We start from the raw sequence: 17224 nt of genomic DNA on the forward strand, positions 1-17224 counted from the left end.
GTTTTGACCGTTAGAGGTGGGTTGCCGTCAACCCACCTCTAAGCGATCAACTTGCCTATCAGCTATCTCAGCTGCACCCGCTCGTAGCCCCACAAGTATCGCACTTTTCACACGTCCCGTTCCGCACCATCGTGAAATTGTGGCACTCCGAGCATTCGTTGCCGGTGTAGCCCTGCATCAGCGATTGCTGGCGCCGGTTGGCGGCGAGCGCTTTGGCTTCGGCTGCTTCTTTCGCCGCCTCGTCGGTGAACAGCTCCGTCGGGTCGGACGCTTCCGCGTAGACGATGTCCTCGACCAGTTCCCTGGCGCGCTCCTCGTAGTCGCGCTTGTAGGCGATGGCTTCGTCGCTTGCCGGCTTCAGCGTCAGCACGTTGGAGCCGGAGAAGGCGGTCGGGGCGGTACGGGCCGGAGTTCCGGAGCCCGAACCGGCAAAGCCCTTGGGCTCGGCACCCATGCCCGACACCAGCTTGACCGGCGAGGCACCGCGGGTGAGACCCTTGGAGAAGGGCGTCGCCTTGCCTTCGTTGATGCCGCGCCCGAGTGCGGTCTTGTCGAAGTCCGACTGATCGACATGGGCGAGGTCGTTGCGGCCGAGATAGGAGACGGCAAGTTCGCGGAAGACATAGTCGAGGATCGACGTGGCGTTCTTGATGGCGTCGTTGCCCTGCACCATGCCCGCCGGCTCGAATTTAGTGAAAGTGAAGGCCTCGACGAATTCCTCGAGCGGCACGCCATATTGCAGGCCGAGCGAAATGGCGATGGCGAAGTTGTTCATCATCGCGCGGAAGGCGGCACCTTCCTTGTGCATGTCGATGAAGATCTCGCCGATACGGCCGTCGTCGAACTCGCCGGTCCTGAGATAGACTTTGTGGCCGCCGACGACCGCCTTCTGGGTGTAGCCCTTGCGGCGGTTCGGCAGTTTCTCGCGGTCGCGGTAGAGACGCTCGACGACGCGCTCGACGATCTTCTCGGTCACCTGAACGGCGCGCTGTGCGGCCGGTGCCGCGATCAGCTGCTCGACGGCTTCGTCCTCGTCCTCTTCACCATCGGCGAGCAGCGAGGCGTTGAGCGGCTGCGACAGCTTCGAGCCGTCGCGATAGAGCGCGTTGGCCTTCAGCGCCAGCTTCCACGACAGCATGTAGGCGCCCTTGGCATCTTCCACCGTCGCGTCGTTCGGCATGTTGATGGTCTTGGAAATGGCGCCGGAGATAAAGGGCTGTGCCGCCGCCATCATCATGATGTGGCTGTTGATCGACAGCGAACGCTTGCCGATCTTGCCGCACGGGCTGGCGCAGTCGAACACCGGCAGGTGTTCGGCCTTCAGGAACGGCGCGCCTTCCAGCGTCATCGCTCCGCAGACATGGATGTTGGCGGCCTCGATGTCTTTCTTGGAAAAGCCCAGCGCCGGCAGCATCTCGAACGAGAAATCGTTGAGCTGCTCATCGGTGAAGCCGAACGTCTCTTTCACCCAGTCGGCGCCCAACGTCCACTGGTTGAAGACGAACTTGATGTCGAAAGCCGACTTCAACGCGGCATTGAGCGCAGCGATCTTGTCGTCGGTAAAGCCTTTGGCCTTGAGCGAGCCGGGATTGATGCCCGGCGCCTGGTTGAGATTGCCGTGGCCGACGGCATAGGCCTCGATCTCGGCGATCTGGGCCTCGGAATAGCCGAGCGTGCGCAGCGCTTCGGGCACCGCGCGGTTGATGATCTTGAAATAGCCGCCGCCGGCGAGCTTCTTGAATTTTACCAGCGCGAAGTCGGGCTCGATGCCGGTGGTATCGCAATCCATCACCAGGCCGATCGTGCCGGTCGGGGCGATCACCGTTGCCTGCGCATTGCGGTAGCCATGCTCCTCGCCGAGCTCGATGGCGCGGTCCCAGGCGGCCTTGGCATGGTAGGCAAGCTCCTGCTGCTTGAGGTCTGAGGCGACCAGCGGCACTGGGTTGACGGCAAGCTTCTCGTAGCCGTCCCTTTCGCCATAGGCCGCGCGGCGGTGGTTGCGCATGACACGCAGCATGTTCTGCGCGTTGCGGTCATAGTCGGGGAAGGCGCCGAGCTCGGCGGCCATTTCGGCCGAAGTCGCATAGGCCGTGCCGGTCATGATCGCGGTGAGGGCGGCGCAGATGGCGCGGCCCTCGTCGGAATCATAGGGAATGCCCGAGGTCATCAGCAGGCCGCCGATATTGGCGTAGCCGAGGCCGAGCGTGCGGTATTCGTACGAGAGCTTGGCGATCTCCTTCGACGGGAATTGCGCCATCATGACGGAGATTTCCAGCACCATGGTCCACAGCCGCACCGTGTGCTCGTAGGCGGCGATGTCGATAGTGCCGTCGGCGTTGCGGTAGGGCAGAAGGTTGATCGAGGCCAGATTGCAGGCGGTGTCGTCGAGGAACATGTATTCCGAGCACGGATTGGATGCCCGGATCGCACCGGCCGAGGCGCAGGTGTGCCAGTCGTTCATCGTCGTGTTGAAATGCAGGCCCGGATCGGCCGACGCCCAGGCGGCATAGCCGATCTTTTCCCAGAGATCGCGCGCCTTCAGCGTCTTCAGCACCTTGCCGTCCTTGCGGGCGGTGAGATGCCAGTCGCCGTCCTGCTCGACGGCGCGCAGGAAATCGTCCTTCAGCGACACCGAATTGTTGGAGTTCTGGCCGGAAACGGTGAGATAGGCGTCGGAATCCCAGTCGGTGTCGTAGGTCTTGAACGACATCGAGGTATAGCCCTGCTTGGCGAACTGGATGACGCGGTAGATGTAGTTCTCCGGCACCGCGTCCTTCTTGGCCGCCTTGATCTCGCGCTTCAGCGCTGTGTTGACCGCCGGGTCGAAGCAATCGTCGCCGTTGCCTTCGCAGTTGATGCAGGCTTTCATGATCGCTTCGAGGTGCTTCTTGACGATCTTCGAGCCGGTGACCAGCGAGGCGACCTTCTGCTCCTCATTGACCTTCCAGTCGATGAATTCCTCGATATCGGGATGGTCGGCGTCGACGATGACCATTTTCGCGGCGCGACGCGTCGTGCCGCCCGATTTGATGGCGCCCGCAGCACGGTCGCCGATCTTGAGGAAGCTCATCAGCCCCGACGAGCGGCCGCCGCCCGACAGCTTTTCGCCTTCGCCGCGCAGGAATGAGAAATTGGAGCCGGTGCCGGAGCCGTATTTGAACAGGCGCGCCTCACGCACCCACAGGTCCATGATGCCGCCTTCATTGACGAGGTCGTCCTGCACGCCCTGGATGAAGCAGGCATGCGGCTGCGGATGCTCGTAGGAAGACTTCGACTTGGTCAGCTTGCCGGTGAACGGGTCGACATAGAAATGGCCCTGGCTGGGACCGTCGATGCCATAGGCCCAATGCAGGCCGGTGTTGAACCATTGCGGCGAATTCGGCGCGACGCGCTGGGTGGCCAGCATATAGGCGAGCTCGTCGCGGAAGGCGCGCGCGTCTTCCTCCGACTTGAAGTAGCCGCCCTTCCAGCCCCAATAGGTCCAAGTACCGGCAAGCCGGTCGAAGACCTGGCGGGCATCGGTCTCGGAACCGTAGCGCTCGGCTTCCGGCAGCTTTGCCAGTTCAGCTTCGTCGGCGACGGAGCGCCACAGGAATGAGGGGACTTGCGTCTCTTCGACCTTCTTCAGCCGTGCCGGGACGCCCGCCTTGCGGAAATATTTCTGCGCCAGGATATCGGCGGCAACCTGGGAGAACTGCGCCGGCACGTCGATATTGTCCAAGCGGAACACCACCGAGCCATCCGGATTCTTGATCTCCGAAAGCGCCTTGCGGAATTCGATCTCCGCGTAAGCTGATTGCCCTGGCTTGGTGAAACGACGCTCGATGCGCATTGGTCCGGTCCCTTTTGTCTACATATAGCGCTTTTCCCAGAGGATTTCTGCCCTCTTGACGAAACGCGCATGGCCGCCGTCTGCCGGCGTTCGAAAACCCCGGCTCTCATCGTCACAGTCTCCGCCGCCCTGCCGGTCGAACCTCTTGCGAGGCCGCTGTCCAACGCGCTCACGGACCCTGTGGGTCCCTCAAAACTGAAAACTTTTTGTAACGCCCTCGATCGAGGGAAATTCACATTATCTAGCGTCGAACCTACCTGCAAACACTAAATATAGTGTTAACAGACAATTTATTCAAGTCCGACAATCCTCCCCTTTCGCCACCCAAGGCTTCAAAATCCCACGCCTTCGCCGGCCTCGTAAACAGGCGGGAATGCGGATCAAAACGCACATATTCCGGGAAAAAGACCGGCCTCGAAACTTTTCCGGTCGCACTCTCAACAGGAGCGCATGGCCTATAAAAGGCGACTCGTTTTGCGGCGTCAAGGATTCGTTTGCGTAGCTTTTATGACCCCAACATCTTGTGTGTCACATATGTGGATAACGGGGATAGAAGCGCGCGCTGATTCAGTTTTTTATGGCTTGTAGCCACAAGCCTGGTGCCGACGCTCGAAGGCCCTTCGCCGCAGCGAAGACCATGCCGACTCGGAAGCCATGTGCCGACTCAGTTGAAGCGATGCGGGTCAGCACCGAAATGAGCGATGATCTGGCAAAGGTCGGGCTCGTTGACCATGCGTACCGCCTCGGCGGCGCTGACCCATTTGCGGATGCGCGCCCGCTTTTCCTTCCACCGGTCGGCGACCTTGTCGACGTGCAGCGGGAATACCAGCACCTCGCACGGCACTTCCTCGCCGGACGCCAGCACCTTGGCATAGAAATAGCGGCCGGCCTCGTGATGCGAGATCGTGCCGCGCAGCCCGGCTTCCTCGCCGGCTTCGCGCGCCGCCGCCTCGCAAAGCGGCTCCTTTGCTTCCGGCCAGCCCTTGGGAAGCACCCAGCGGCCGGTGTCGCGGCTGGTGATCAGCATGATCTCGACGCCGTGCCCGCTATCGCGCCAGGGCAGCGCTGCAACCTGCAGGCGACACGGCGCCGTACCGAAGAGTCGCCGGACCCTTTCGGCCAGATGGTTATGCGTCGTTGGCCTCGTCAACATCGGAGAAGCTTGCCCCAGCTCCCAGAATCATTTGCCGTCTCGTGAATCTTACGGCTAATCATAAGCAATGAAAGTAAAAAACTTCATATCGACTTGTTAACTACGCCAAGAGGCGTAGATTCAGGAAATATCGTGCGCGACGGCACTTTTTCAAGGAGTGTGCGCCAGTGCGTTCCGAAGGGAACACCTTGCGCGAATCAGCCGGCGTGGTCGTCGGCGATTGGCTTCTGGTAGGTGAAGCCCATGTCCCAGGGAAAATAGATCCAGGTGTCCTGGCTGACCTCGGTGACGAAGGTGTCGACCATCGGCCTGCCTTTCGGCTTGGCATAGACGGTGGCGAAATGCGCCTTGGGCATCATCGCGCGCACGATGCCCGCCGTCTTGCCGGTGTCGGTGAGGTCGTCGATGATCAGCACGCCGGCGCCATCATCGGCGAGCAGCGCCGGCGTGACCTCCTTCAGCACCTGCAACTGCCCCTGGCTGGTATAATCGTGGTAGGAGGCGACGCAGACCGTCTCGATGATGCGGATGCCGAGCTCGCGCGATATGATGGCGGCCGGAACCAGGCCGCCGCGCGTGATGCAGACGATCGCTTTCCATTGCCCCTTGTTGGCGCCGGCAAGCCGCCAGGCGAGCGCGCGCGCATCGCGGTGGAACTGGTCCCAGGAGACCGGGAAGGCTTTTTCGGGCAGGGACATCTTTCGCGCACTCCGCAAAGCGCGCATCGCGCGCAGACACTATGGAATGCGCGCGGAATTAACTGGAAAGGCTTGGCCTTGGCAAGGGGAGTGGCAAAGCGATTGTCCTGCCAGCGGTCCCTACGAACTTACCGCGACAGGAAAGCCGCCACCGGTGCGGTGCGCAGCACCGTTCGCGTCACTCCGCCGAACAGCAGCTGGCGCAGCCAGGAATGGCTGTAGGCGCCGAGCACGAGCAGGTCCGCACCCGATTCGGCGACCCTGGTCTGGATGATGTCGTCGACCGAGGCGCCGCCGGACCTCAGCACCGAGACGCTCACGGTCGCGCCGTGCCTGGACAGCGAGGCGGCGATCTCGGCGCCGGCCGTTTCCGGCGCCTCGTCGAGCGTGTCCGGCGGGTCGATGACGATGATGTCCGTCTTCTCGGCCTCGATGATGAAGGGCAGGGCATCGAAGGCCGCGCGCGCGGCCTCCTTGCTGCCGTTCCAGGCGAGCAGCACATGCTTGAAGCTGGTGACGAGGGGGCCCAAATGCGGTACCACCAGCACCGGCCGGCCGGCATCGTAGACCAGCGTGTCGACGTCGGCGCTCGGGTCGCTGCCCGATTCGCGCTGGGCGGCGATGATCAGGTCCGCGGTGCGAACGGTCGAGATGCCGGTCAGCGCACTGTCGCCGGAAAAACTCTCGAGACTGCGCCACTCGAACGACAGGCCGGAATTCTCGATGCGCTTGTGAAAGGCGGCCTGCAACTTCTCGGCGCGCTCCCGGTTCATGTCGGCGGAAACCTGCAGGAACTCGGTGTCCGGAAAGCCGGTGGCCGAGGTGTAGGGCACGGGCAGCGCCTCGGCATGGATGCCGATCAGATGGCTCTGGAATCGGCTGGCCAGCGGGATCGCGCAGTCGAGGACGCGTTCGGCGTCCTGTTCATTCTGCAATATGGCGACGATGGTCTTGAAGCGCATGGCAATCCCTCAGTTTTACGGCGATCCCACTCGTGACAAACGTCACTGCGCGATGCTGGTTCCGTCAGGCCGGCCGATCAGCCCACTCTGCTTGCCCTGGTCAAGCTCGCCACCATAGCCTCTACGTCGGCGCGTGCCGAGTCCAGCGCCTGCTGGCTGCGGGCGCGCACCACCAGTTCGGTCCAGAATTTGCCGTCGCCATATTTCGGGTAGGAGCCGATGATCGTGTCCGGATGCTCCTTCTGGATGTCGCCCAGCGGGCCGCCGATCAGGCCTTCGCCGAGCGGACATTCCACGGTTGCCGACAGCATTTTGGTGCCGGCCCGCAACGTCGGCACGACATTGTCGAGCATCGCCTGGAAAATCGCCGGCACGCCGGCCATGACATGGACGTTGCCAATGCGAAAGCCCGGCGCAACCGACACCGGATTGTCGATGTGGTCTGCCCCGCGCGGCATCCGGGCCATGCGCTTGCGCGCCTCGGTGTATTCGATGCCGCGGGCAGCATAGCTTGCTTCCAGCAGGGCGTAGGCCTTGGCGTCGTATTCGCATGGCACGCCAAAGGCCTTGGCGATGGAATCGGCGGTGATGTCGTCATGCGTCGGGCCGATGCCGCCGGTGGTGAAGACATAGGTGTAGCGGGCGCGCAGCGCATTCACCGCAGCGACGATCTCGTCTTCCTCGTCCGCAACGATACGCACTTCCTTCAGGTCGATGCCGATCGCCGTCATGATGTCGGCGAGGTGGCCGATGTTCTTGTCCTTGGTGCGGCCGGACAGAATCTCGTCGCCGATGACGAGCATGGCGGCGGTGACGATTTCGGTCATGGCAGGCTCCGGCAACGGGTCGCCTGAGATAGCGCGGGGAACGGCCGGCGGCAATGCCGCCAAACCACGGATCCACCTGTACCACCTCCCTTGCAGTGGACCCTTCGGCGGGTGATGCTGCGTGCCGGTTTGGGGCCTTGAGCAAGAACATGCCGTTATCGATTCTTCTATGGCTGCTTGGCGTGCTGTTTTTGCTGGCGCTCGTCATGGCAGCCTATCCGTTTCTGGCGACGCGGCGGATTGCGGCGAAAGCCGAAAAGCTGGTGCCGGCCAGCGGTAAATTCATCGAGATCGACGGCAACCGCATCCATTATGTCGAGACGGGCGAGGGGCGGCCGATCGTCTTCCTGCACGGCCTTGGCGCGCAGCTTCATCATTTCCGCCACAGGCTGTTCGGACGCTTCGGCCCGAACTATCGGCTGATCGCGCTCGATCGTCCGGGTTCCGGCTATTCGGTGCGGGCCGGGGGCGCCAGCGGACGGCTGCCCGAGCAGGCCGAGATCGTGCGGCGCTTTATTGAGGCGCTTGGGCTGGAAAAGCCTCTGGTCGTCGGCCATTCGCTGGGTGGCGCCATCGCGCTGACGCTGGCTGTCGAGCATCCAGAGGCGATTTCCGGCATCGCCTTGCTGGCACCGCTGACCCATCTGGAGCTGGACGCGCGCGAGAAGTTCGGCCCGCTATACGTCAAGTCGCCGCTGCGGCGCCGGATCATGGCTCATACGATGGCGATCCCGGCGGCTTTCAAATACGCAGAGCGCACGCTGGCCTTCATCTTCGCGCCGCAGGCGACGCCGGCCGACTATATGGTCGAGGGCGGCGGCTGGTGCGGGCTAAGGCCAAGCCATTTCTACGCAACGTCGACCGATGTCGTGGCCATCGAGCAGGATCTTGGCCGCATCGAGCAACGCTATGGTGAGATCACCATGCCGGCCGGCATTCTGTTTGGTGCTTCCGACATCGTTCTGGGCATCGATATCCATGGCTGGCCGGTGATGGAAAAGATCAGCGGGCTCGATTTCGAGCCGGTCGAGGGGCTTGGCCACATGCCGCAATTCGTCGAGCCGGAACGGGTCGTCGCTTTCATCGAACGCATTGCCGACCGCGCATTTGCGCCGAAGTCCGACACCGGCAGCTGACACCCTCCCGGGACCTCGCGCATTCCTCACCATGTCGGCTATTCCTTCACGGCTCCGGTCATCGAGGAAACATAGTGCTCGACAAAGAACGAATAGAGCACCACCACCGGCAGCGAGCCGATCAGCGCTCCCGCCATCAGCGCCCCCCATTCATAGACGTCCGAGCGCACCAGCTCGGTGAGCACGCCGACCGGCACAGTCTTGTTTTCGGACGACTGGATGAAGGTCAAGGCGTAGATGAACTCGTTCCATGACAGGGTGAATGCGAAGATGCCGGCGGAAATCAGGCCCGGCACCGACAGCGGCAGCACGATCTTGGTGAGGATCTGCCATCGGCTCGCCCCGTCGATCAGCGCGCATTCTTCCAGCTCGAACGGGATCGAGCGGAAATAACCCATCAACAGCCATGTGCAGAACGGGATCAGGAAGGTCGGATAGGTGAGGATGAGCGCAAAGGGCGTGTCGTAAAGTCCAAGGTTGAACACCATCACCGACAGCGGAATGAACAGGATCGAGGGCGGTACGAGATAGGCGAGGAACACCGCGAGGCCGACCTGCCGCGCCCCGGAGAACCGCAAGCGTTCGATCGCATAGGCAGCGAACACCGCAGCCAGCAGCGACAGGAACGTGGCGGCGGTCGAGATGATGATCGTGTTGAGCAGCCAGCCCGGATAAGACGTCTCGAAGAGCAGATAGCGGATATGCTCGAGCGTCGGATGCACCACCCAGAACGGATTGAAATTGGCGTAGTCGGTCATCTCGAGATTGGGCTTAACCGCCGTGATCGTCATCCAGTAGAACGGAAACAACAGCACGATGACGAATATCAGCAGCGGCAGGTAGACCGTCACCACGCGGCGCGGCACACTCTGCAGGTAACCCATGCCGCCTTCGTCGAGTTCAGGGCGTTTGCTCGTTTCGATCGCGGTCATGTCAATCTCCGCCGCCCTGCTGCCATTTGCGGCGTTGCAGGCCAAAGTAGCTGAACAGGATCGCTGCCAGCAGGAACGGGATCATGGCGACTGCGATCGCGGCGCCTTCGCCAAGCTGGCCTCCGGAAATGCCGCGCTGGAACGACAGCGTCGCCATCAGATGCGTCGCGTTCACCGGCCCGCCGCGGGTCAGCACATAGATCAGCTGGAAATCGGTAAAGGTGAACAGCACCGAAAACGTCATGGTGATGGCGATGATCGGCGTCAGCAGCGGCAGCGTCACATAGCGGAACAATTGCCAGCGGCTGGCGCCGTCGAGCGTGGCGGCCTCGTAGAGCGACTGCGGAATCGTCTGCAGGCCGGCAAGCAGCGTGATCGCCACGAAAGGAATGCCGCGCCAGACATTGGCGGCGATGACCGAAGCCCGCGCATTCTCCGGATCGCCGAGGAAGTTGATGCGATGGTCGATCAGGCCCATTTCCATCAGCGCCCAGGACAGGATCGAGAACTGCGAATCGTAGATCCACCAGAAGGCGATCGCCGACAGCACCGTCGGCACCACCCATGGCAGCAGGACGATCGCGCGGAAGAATGACTTGAACGGCAGGTTCTGGTTGAGGATAAGCGCCAGCCACAGGCCGAGCGCAAACTTCAGGATCGAGGCGCTGATCGTGTAGAGCAAGGTGTTGAAGACGGAGAGCCAGAAGACGGCGTCATCCCACAGATATTCGTAGTTCTCGATGCCGATGAAGATGCCGGGGCGGCCGATGCGGGCATCGGTGAAGCCGAGCCAGACGCCGAGCCCGAGCGGATAGGTCAGGAAGACCAGCAGCAGGGCCGCCGCCGGCAGCATGAAGCCGAAGCCGAGCGCGTTATGACTTTCAGACACGAACGTCAGAATGCGCGACAGCGTCGACCGGCGTGGCTGAGCGGCAGCGGAGGTCACGGCCATGGGTCGGCTCCTCTAAGGTCCCATTGATCGGCCAGGCGGCCATGCGCGATTCGAAGCCGGGCAGCCATGGCTGCCCGGCTGAACCCGGCTCAAACGCGATAGTAGCGGTTTGCGCGCTTCTCGGCTTCTTCCATCGCTTCTTGCGGCGTCGCCTGGCCTGTCACCGCCTTGGCGAACATGTCGACCAGCACATAGTCGGCCATGGTCGCAGCCGAGGCATAGCCGAGCGGGCCGGCATAGCCGTTGGGCCGCAGCGTCGCCGAGGCCTTGGCGTAGGCGGCATTGTTCGGATCGGCCGTCCACACCGGGTTGTTGTCGAAGGCTTTGAGCGTCTGGCAGCAATAGCCCGCCGAGGACGTGATCCATTGCGACATTTGCGGATCCTCGAACATGAACTGCAGGTAGGCCTTGGCCGCGTTGGGGTAGGGCGTGTAGTCGAAGATCACGGCCGTGGTCACCTGGAACAGCTCGACGGATTTCCCCACCGGACCGATCGGCAGGTTGGTGGTGCGGATGTCCTTGACCATCTCGGTCAACTTCGGATCCTTATCCTTGTTGATCTTGGCGGTGTTGTAGGCCGAGATGCCGTTGGCGATGACGCTCAATTCGCCGGCCAGGAAGGCGCGGTTGTTGTTGACGTCGAGCCAGCTTTCGGTACCGGGAATGAAGGTCTTGTAGAGCTCCTGCGCGTATTCGATCGCCTTGAGCGTCTCGGGGCTGTTGATCGTCACCTTGCCGCTCTCGTCGACCATCTGGCCGCCATGGCTCCATAGCAGCCAGTGGGCGTAGTTGTTGCCGTCGCCGACGCCGTGGCCATGCGTGAAGCCGGCCGGGTGTCCCTTCGCCTGCAATGCCTTGCAAAGCTCGAGCAGGCCTGCCGTGTCCTTCGGAAATTCGGAGAAGCCGGCCTCCTTCACCCAGCTTTCGCGATAGACGATGGCATTGCCGATGGTCGCCAGCGGCAGGCCGAGGAACTTGCCTTGCCGCGTCGCATATTGATGCGGTCCGTCGTACCAGCCGCCATATTTCGAGCCGAGATATTCGCCCAGCTCCGTCACGTCGTGCAGCTTGTCGGGATATTGGTGCGGGTCGTCGAACCAGACGAACATCAGGTCCGGGCCGGAGCCGACATTGGCGGCGACCGCCGCCTTGGGGCGGATGTCCTCCCAGCTTTCCTTGTCGACGCGGACCTCCACACCGGTCGCTTCGGTGAAGCGCTTGGTGTTGGCCAGCCATTGATCCTCGTCGCCCTGCACGAAGGGCGACCAGCGCAGCAGCCTGAGCTTGGCGCCGTCCTCGGGCTTGTATTTCAATCCCTCCTGGGCAAAGGCGGGAGAGCCGATGAGCCGGCTTCCCAAGGCTCCCGCCGCCACGCCGGCGGTGGTGCGGATCACGTCGCGTCTGGTGAATTTCATGCTTGCTTCCTCCTGCTTATTGTCCTTGCCGTCCTACTGCTCGATGGGTGTTTCGAACCGCTGTCCGGTTTTGCCGTGAAAGAGATGGATGAGGCCAGGTTCGGCCGTAAGCCAGATGGTTTCGCCCGGCGTGAAGGAATGGCGTTCCCGGAAATTGGCGACGATCTCCTCGCCGCCGGCGGTGCGGCCGATGAGCTGCACTTCGGACCCTGTCGGCTCGACCACCACGACGGTGACCGGAATGCCCTGGTGGTCGGACAGCCGTAAATGCTCCGGCCGTATTCCCAGCACGACCGGCTCACCATTGCCGATGGAAAGTGCCGACGCCAACGGGACTGAAATCCCCCCGGCGCCGCGAAACGACGGCGAGCGGTCGCTTACGATCTCGCCCCTCAGCATGTTCATGGCGGGGGAGCCGATGAAGCTGGCGACAAAGAGGTTGTTCGGCCGGTCGTACAGCTCGAGCGGCGGCCCGATCTGCTCGACGATGCCGTCATGCATGACGACGATCTTGTCGGCCATGGTCATCGCCTCGATCTGGTCGTGGGTGACGTAGACCGTCGTCGTCTTCAGGCGCTGGTGCAGTTCCTTGATCTCGGCGCGCATCTGGACACGCAGCTTGGCATCGAGATTGGAGAGCGGCTCGTCGAACAGGAAGACCTGCGGATCGCGCACGATCGCCCGGCCCATGGCAACGCGCTGGCGCTGGCCACCGGAAAGCTGGCGCGGATAGCGGTCGAGCAGCGGCACCAGTCCCAGGATTTCGGCCGCGCGCCGCACGCCGGCATCGCTCTCCGTCTTGGGAACGCCCTTGAGCATCAGCGAGAACGCCATGTTCTCGGCGACCGTCATATGCGGGTAGAGCGCATAGTTCTGGAAGACCATGGCGACGTCGCGCTCCTTTGGCGCAACGTTGTTGACGACACGTTTGCCGATCGCGATCTGGCCGCGCGAGATCTTTTCCAGGCCGGCGATCATTCTGAGAAGGGTCGACTTTCCGCAACCCGAAGGACCGACCAGCGTGACGAACTCGCCGTCATTTATATCGACGCTGACCCCGTGCAGGACCTCGACGGTCCCAAATGATTTGTAGACATCGCCGATTGCGACAGACGCCATCGATCTCCTCCCGATTGATTCCTGCAACGACTTCGAAGGAAACCGCTTTCCTGCCTGGCCCGCGACAGCGCCAGGCTCCTCCCCGGTCACGCGCGATGTGAGACGGTAGCGCTACCAAACCGACCTGTAAAGCACGCCGGCATCACCTGGATATCGACACACCCTAATCCGAAACCTCGGTCTGCGGCCGGTCGCGGCCGTCTGCGAGCTCGTCGTGCCATTTGCCGTCGGCGTCCTCGTACTGGATGCCGTCGGTGTTGCCGGCGACCTGCTGTTCGGCGGAAGCGATCTCGGCGGCGCGCAACGCGTCCTGATGGGTAGGGAACGTTTCGGAGAATGTCGAGCCGACCTTGTAGGCCCAGCCTCCGTCATGCTCGACGATCTTGTAGGTCAGTTTCGCCATGAAACCCTCCGGTTGAAAGCCCGTTGCCTCAATGCAGCCTGTCGTCGGCCAGTCTGTCGTCTGGCAGCCTGTCGTCTGGGACCAGCACGTCCGATTCCCTGGCGGCTTCGATCAGTGCCCGGCGCGCATCCGCCGTCGAACGATAACCTTCCAGCACTTTTAGGCAAGTGTCGAGGGCATCACGATGACGCGGCCCGCGATTGAGTGGCCAGACCGTCATCAGGCACTCCGCCGCCTCCTGGGCGCTGCGGATATGGCGATACTTGCCGACATGGCCGAGTTCGACCACGACCGGCTTTTCAAATGGCTTGCTGTCCATCATCGCCGCCAACGCGGAGCGGCCGATTTGGTTGCAACTGCTATTTTAGCTCAGGCGAAAATAGCTCAATAGCCGCAGTCGTTGCGCAGCCAGCGTGCATTCGCCCAGCCGGTGCGGCCGCCGAAATCGACCTTGTACCAGTTTCCGCGGCGATCGAAGATCTCGGTTTGGTCGCCGTTGAACAATTGCCCGATCATACGCGACGACGAGTTCGGCCGGGCCCGAACGGCGAGAAAGCCGCTTCCCGTTGCCAGATTGTAGTGCCTGGAAAGACCGTGCACCGTACCTTCGCAATATTGCGCCCCGGCCGGCGTCGATGAGGCGAACGACAGCCCGGCCACAACCGCGGCGGCAGCCGCAATGGAAATCCCCCTGAACGACATGTCCCTGCTCCCCCAACCCGCCGCGCCCAGCCGCGGCCCCGGCTACTCTACACCGGCAGAGGATCAAAGCGAAGCTATGGTGCCCTGTCCAGCGAGACGAACCCGCCGTCAGTTCACCGCCTTCATCCAATGCTGCATCGTCGTAACCGAGCGGGCAAGCTGCGGCGCCGGGTGGATTTTTTCACCGAAGGTGGCCGCGGCGCGCCAGCCCCAGCGCGGATCGGCAAGGAAGGCGCGCGCCAGCGCCACCATGTCGGCGCGCCCGTCGGCAACGATCGCCTCGGCCTGTTTCGGATCGTCGATCAGGCCGACGGCCCGCGTCGGGATGCCGACGGCCTTGCGCACCGCTTCGGCCAGATGCACCTGGTAGCCGGGCCCGGACGGCAGCTTCTGCAACGGCGAATTGCCGCCGCTCGAGCAGCAGAGATAGGCGACGCCGGCTTCCTTCAGCGCTTTTGCCACTTCGATCGCATCCTGGACGTCGAAGCCGCCATCGACCCATTCCTTGATCGACAGGCGCGCGCCCAGCATCAGCCTGGGCACCGCCTTCTTCACCGCCTTGGCGATCTCGACGGCGAAACGCATGCGGTTTTCCAGCGAGCCGCCCCAGCGGTCGGTGCGCCGGTTGGAGAGCGGCGACAGGAACTGGAAGATCAGATAGCCATGCGCGGCATGCAGCTCGATGAAGTCGAAGCCGGCGCGCTCGGCCCGCTTTGCCGCTTCGGCGAAGCGTTCGATGATTTGCAGGATCTCGTCGTCCTCCAGCGCCCGCGGCACCTGCCAGCCGGTGTCGTAGGCGATCGCCGACGCCGACACGATCGGCCACGGGTCCTGATCGGCGGTCAGCGGTCCGCCGCCTTCCCAGGGTTTGCGGTTCGACGCCTTGCGGCCGGCATGCGCAAGTTGCGTGCCGAATTTCGTGCCCGGCGCGGCGACCCGCTTGGCTGCATCCAGCGTGCGTCGCGCCGCCGCCTCGTTGTCTTCGGAATAGAGGCCGAGGCAGCCATGCGAGATGCGGCCGCGCCGTTCGACCTCGGTCATCTCGACGGTGACCATGCCGGCACCCGACATCGCCAGGTTCATCCAGTGATAGAGGTGCCAATCGCTGGCCGAGCCGTCCTCGGCCGAATACTGGCACATCGGCGCGACCGCGATGCGGTTGGGGAAGGTGAGGCCATCGAGGGTGATCGGCTGGAAAAGCGATGAGGTCATAAAAAACTCCGCGAAGGGTTGCCGCTATTTATGCAGCCGATTGTGCCAGCGCCAGACACGAGACGGTGAACCGGTGCTCTGGACCAATAGCTGGCCGGATTGCACGAACCGCCATTCGCGGCTACGCCTTGCCGCGGCAGCAGGGAGTCCACCATGGAAGATCGCATTCGCATCCGCTCGGAGGAAGTCCTTTCCGACGAATGGGCGGTTTTGAAAAAGACCGTCTTCGACTACCGCCGGCGCGACGGCAAATGGGAAACGCACACCCGTCAGACCTACGATCGCGGTGACGGCGCGGTGATCCTGCCTTTCGATCCCGACCGCTCGACGGTGCTTCTGGTGCGGCAGTTCCGCTACCCTGCCTACGTCACCGGCCACAAGGAGCCGCTGATCGAGGCCTGCGCCGGTCTGCTCGACGAAGACGATCCCGAAACCTGTATCCGCAAGGAGGCCGAGGAGGAACTCGGCTACCGCCTGAAGGACGTGCAGCGGCTGTTTTCGCCCTATATGAGCCCCGGCAGCGTAACCGAGCGGCTCTGGTTCTTCGTCGCCCGCTATTCGCCCGCCGATCGCATTTCCGACGGTGGCGGCGCCCATGACGAAGGCGAGGACATCGAGGTTTTGGAAATGCCGCTCGACGAGGCGCTGGCCGGCATCCACGACGGTCGGATTATCGACGCCAAGACGATCATCCTGATCCAGCATTTGAAGCTGAACCCGATCGGGAGGTGAGGCGGCCAGAACCGGGTCGAGCGGTCTGGTCTCCAGTTACGAAGGGTATCAAACGAAGACCAATCTGGTGCGGACGACGGGAATCGAACCCGTACGATCAGAGATCGAGGGATTTTAAGTCCCTTGCGTCTACCAATTCCGCCACGTCCGCAGGCCAGCCCTTTTCAGCCGGCAGCCAAAGGCCGTCAAGCCGTCTTCTGCCGTCGACAAATCTGGCACCGGAAGCTAGCGAGGGCCTATTACCTACAGAGATACAAACAAAATCGTTTCACCTGGAAAGTTTTTAGCGGCAGCTTCCGCGGCTACCGCGAATGCGCGTCCCCCGTTCGCAGGATGCGTTGAGGCGCTCCGCCCTGATAGACTCGAATTGGCAAGGGGATCGGCGCGCCGATACTCGACGCCGTCCTCTACGAACCACTGGGAGATTGTCATGCTCAAGCTTGCCACTGCCCTGGCACTGCTGCTTGTTGGGACGGCGCCTCTGTTTGCCGATGACATGCCGATGAACGCCAAAGACATCAAATGGGCTCCTGCGCCTGCTGTCATTCCCGCTGGCGCTGAAATGGCTGTTATCTCTGGAGATCCCTCAAAGGACGGCGCCTATGTGCTGCGGTTGAAGACACCCGCCGGCTACAAAATTGCCGCACATAATCATCCCACCACGGAATACGTAACGGTGCTTTCCGGCAACTTCCATATTGGAATGGGCGATAAGCTCGACGAGGCGAAAGGTGTCGAACTGACTGCTGGCGGCTTCGGCGTCGCGCCGGCCGGAATGAATCACTTCGCCTGGACGACAAGCGACACGATTATCCAGGTTCATGGCGAGGGGCCATTCAAGATCACCTACGTCAACCCGGCGGACGATCCGAGCAAAAAGTGACAGTTCGGGATCGAATTGATTGAACCGGCTGAAGGCTCGAACGATGGGGTGCGTCAAACTCAGCGACCGTCGATTCAGAAGATCCGCTAACGCGGCGAAAGCTGATTGGCCGCAACGGAATCATATTCCGCTTGGGCCATTTTGCCATGAATGGGGCCAAAACAAAAAACCCGCCTCGGGAGGCGGGTCGTTGGAGCCAATTAGCACCATAACCAAATTAGTAGCATAGCTGCCGGCACAAAGCAAGAACAAAGTTGCTCCTTCAG

16 protein-coding genes and 1 tRNA gene are annotated in these 17224 nt (G+C 62.4%); 3 read left to right on the forward strand and 14 right to left on the reverse strand.

Features of this window, described 5'->3' with window-relative positions; all coding sequences use genetic code 11:
- Positions 1–67: 67 nt before the first annotated feature.
- From NKH70_RS20255 to NKH70_RS20275, 5 genes are all read right to left on the reverse strand, one after another.
- Positions 68–3832 carry a vitamin B12-dependent ribonucleotide reductase gene (locus NKH70_RS20255; RefSeq protein WP_353025883.1) on the reverse strand — a complete coding sequence of 1255 codons (3765 nt, stop codon included), beginning with the start codon at positions 3830–3832 and terminating at the stop codon, positions 68–70.
- Between the two features lie 664 nt (positions 3833–4496).
- On the reverse strand, positions 4497–4985 hold the full coding sequence (locus NKH70_RS20260; protein ID WP_352714638.1) for an NUDIX hydrolase: 489 nt from the start codon (positions 4983–4985) through the stop codon (positions 4497–4499).
- A gap of 197 nt (positions 4986–5182) precedes the next feature.
- A complete protein-coding gene (gpt, locus tag NKH70_RS20265) occupies positions 5183–5683 on the reverse strand; it encodes a xanthine phosphoribosyltransferase (protein WP_023674762.1) in 501 nt (166 codons plus the stop codon).
- A gap of 128 nt (positions 5684–5811) precedes the next feature.
- Positions 5812–6645 carry a universal stress protein gene (locus NKH70_RS20270; protein ID WP_352714634.1) on the reverse strand — a complete coding sequence of 278 codons (834 nt, stop codon included), beginning with the start codon at positions 6643–6645 and terminating at the stop codon, positions 5812–5814.
- Between the two features lie 77 nt (positions 6646–6722).
- A complete protein-coding gene (locus NKH70_RS20275; RefSeq protein WP_352910806.1) occupies positions 6723–7472 on the reverse strand; it encodes a competence/damage-inducible protein A in 750 nt (249 codons plus the stop codon).
- 149 nt (positions 7473–7621) lie between these two features.
- Here NKH70_RS20275 and NKH70_RS20280 point away from each other — a divergent pair, with 149 nt between their 5' ends.
- A complete protein-coding gene (locus NKH70_RS20280) occupies positions 7622–8608 on the forward strand; it encodes an alpha/beta fold hydrolase (RefSeq protein WP_352714631.1) in 987 nt (328 codons plus the stop codon).
- Positions 8609–8646: 38 nt separating this feature from the next.
- Here the strand turns inward: NKH70_RS20280 and NKH70_RS20285 are convergent, their stop codons facing one another.
- From NKH70_RS20285 to NKH70_RS20320, 8 genes are all read right to left on the reverse strand, one after another.
- On the reverse strand, positions 8647–9540 hold the full coding sequence (locus NKH70_RS20285) for a carbohydrate ABC transporter permease (protein WP_023717433.1): 894 nt from the start codon (positions 9538–9540) through the stop codon (positions 8647–8649).
- A gap of 1 nt (position 9541) precedes the next feature.
- The gene (locus tag NKH70_RS20290) at positions 9542–10393 is read right to left on the reverse strand and encodes a carbohydrate ABC transporter permease (protein WP_376705884.1); all 852 of its coding nucleotides are present in this window, start codon (positions 10391–10393) and stop codon (positions 9542–9544) included.
- A 188-nt stretch (positions 10394–10581) separates the two neighbouring features.
- The gene (locus NKH70_RS20295; protein WP_352714629.1) at positions 10582–11907 is read right to left on the reverse strand and encodes an ABC transporter substrate-binding protein; all 1326 of its coding nucleotides are present in this window, start codon (positions 11905–11907) and stop codon (positions 10582–10584) included.
- A gap of 33 nt (positions 11908–11940) precedes the next feature.
- On the reverse strand, positions 11941–13026 hold the full coding sequence (locus NKH70_RS20300; RefSeq protein ID WP_352910801.1) for an ABC transporter ATP-binding protein: 1086 nt from the start codon (positions 13024–13026) through the stop codon (positions 11941–11943).
- 163 nt (positions 13027–13189) lie between these two features.
- Positions 13190–13429, reverse strand: a complete 240-nt coding sequence (locus NKH70_RS20305) for a DUF2188 domain-containing protein (protein WP_023674770.1) — start codon at positions 13427–13429, stop codon at positions 13190–13192.
- 28 nt (positions 13430–13457) lie between these two features.
- Positions 13458–13751, reverse strand: coding sequence for a DUF982 domain-containing protein (locus tag NKH70_RS20310; RefSeq protein WP_352978877.1), 294 nt, complete (start codon positions 13749–13751; stop codon positions 13458–13460).
- Positions 13752–13813: 62 nt separating this feature from the next.
- A complete protein-coding gene (locus NKH70_RS20315; RefSeq protein ID WP_352453483.1) occupies positions 13814–14131 on the reverse strand; it encodes an SH3 domain-containing protein in 318 nt (105 codons plus the stop codon).
- A 108-nt stretch (positions 14132–14239) separates the two neighbouring features.
- The gene (locus NKH70_RS20320; RefSeq protein WP_352714623.1) at positions 14240–15343 is read right to left on the reverse strand and encodes an NADH:flavin oxidoreductase/NADH oxidase; all 1104 of its coding nucleotides are present in this window, start codon (positions 15341–15343) and stop codon (positions 14240–14242) included.
- Positions 15344–15496: 153 nt separating this feature from the next.
- Here NKH70_RS20320 and NKH70_RS20325 point away from each other — a divergent pair, with 153 nt between their 5' ends.
- On the forward strand, positions 15497–16075 hold the full coding sequence (locus NKH70_RS20325) for an NUDIX domain-containing protein (protein ID WP_023674774.1): 579 nt from the start codon (positions 15497–15499) through the stop codon (positions 16073–16075).
- A 65-nt stretch (positions 16076–16140) separates the two neighbouring features.
- Here NKH70_RS20325 and NKH70_RS20330 read toward each other — a convergent pair.
- A tRNA-Leu gene (locus NKH70_RS20330) sits at positions 16141–16226 on the reverse strand.
- Positions 16227–16505: 279 nt separating this feature from the next.
- Between NKH70_RS20330 and NKH70_RS20335 the strand changes: the two genes are divergently transcribed.
- Positions 16506–16958 (forward strand): cupin domain-containing protein, encoded by a 453-nt coding sequence (locus NKH70_RS20335; RefSeq protein ID WP_352714620.1) that lies wholly within the window; start codon positions 16506–16508, stop codon positions 16956–16958.
- The last annotated feature ends 266 nt before the right edge of the window (positions 16959–17224 follow it).

The sequence above is a fragment of the Mesorhizobium sp. M0991 genome (assembly GCF_040318915.1).
Lineage (GTDB): Bacteria > Pseudomonadota > Alphaproteobacteria > Rhizobiales > Rhizobiaceae > Mesorhizobium.